Source organism: bacterium (genome assembly GCA_035371905.1).
Taxonomy (GTDB): Bacteria; Ratteibacteria; UBA8468; order B48-G9; family JAFGKM01; genus JAMWDI01.
This window is the reverse complement of the sequence record DAORXQ010000133.1, coordinates 3,399-3,878: the sequence shown is the minus strand read 5'-3', so window position 1 is coordinate 3,878 and position 480 is coordinate 3,399. Positions and strand designations below refer to the sequence as shown.

The 480-nt window shown below is 27.9% G+C and carries 1 protein-coding gene; it reads left to right on the top strand.

What is annotated here, in order from left to right; translation table 11 throughout:
• Positions 1–124: 124 nt before the first annotated feature.
• Positions 125–480 (top strand): hypothetical protein (locus PKV21_09515; protein HOM27723.1); only part of this gene is annotated, 356 nt, incomplete at its 3' end.

The window sequence follows — 480 nt, the reverse complement described above, 5'->3', positions numbered from 1 at the left end:
CATATACTTAAATGTGTTATTATGGAACTTATAAAATTTACTCTTGAAAAAGACCCTGCTCCTTCCTACTGTAGGGTATTTGAACTGCAAAATAAATTTTTTAGATTATGGGGAGAGAGCGATAATGTATGAAGAAATAAGAATACCTGTAGAAATAAAACTGGTTAAGTCCCCTGACGGAAAAACAAAATTAAAAGCAACGGTTCCTGCAAGTATTATGTTTGATAAAAGTTTTAATGCAGAACTTCTTGAAAAAGAATTAATAACAATTGAGAGGCAATATTTTTATTTAATCACTTGTTTAAAAAGCATTCTAAACTACATCCGTTCAGAAAAAAGAGAAAAAGGTAAAGTTTTATTATATTGGGAGATAGGAAATAAAATTTTAAATTTTATGGAAAGTTGTAATAAACCCTTGTTTATTGATAATATATCAAAATCTCTGATAAGAGATGTTGGTCTTTCAAAACCTTTGATTTC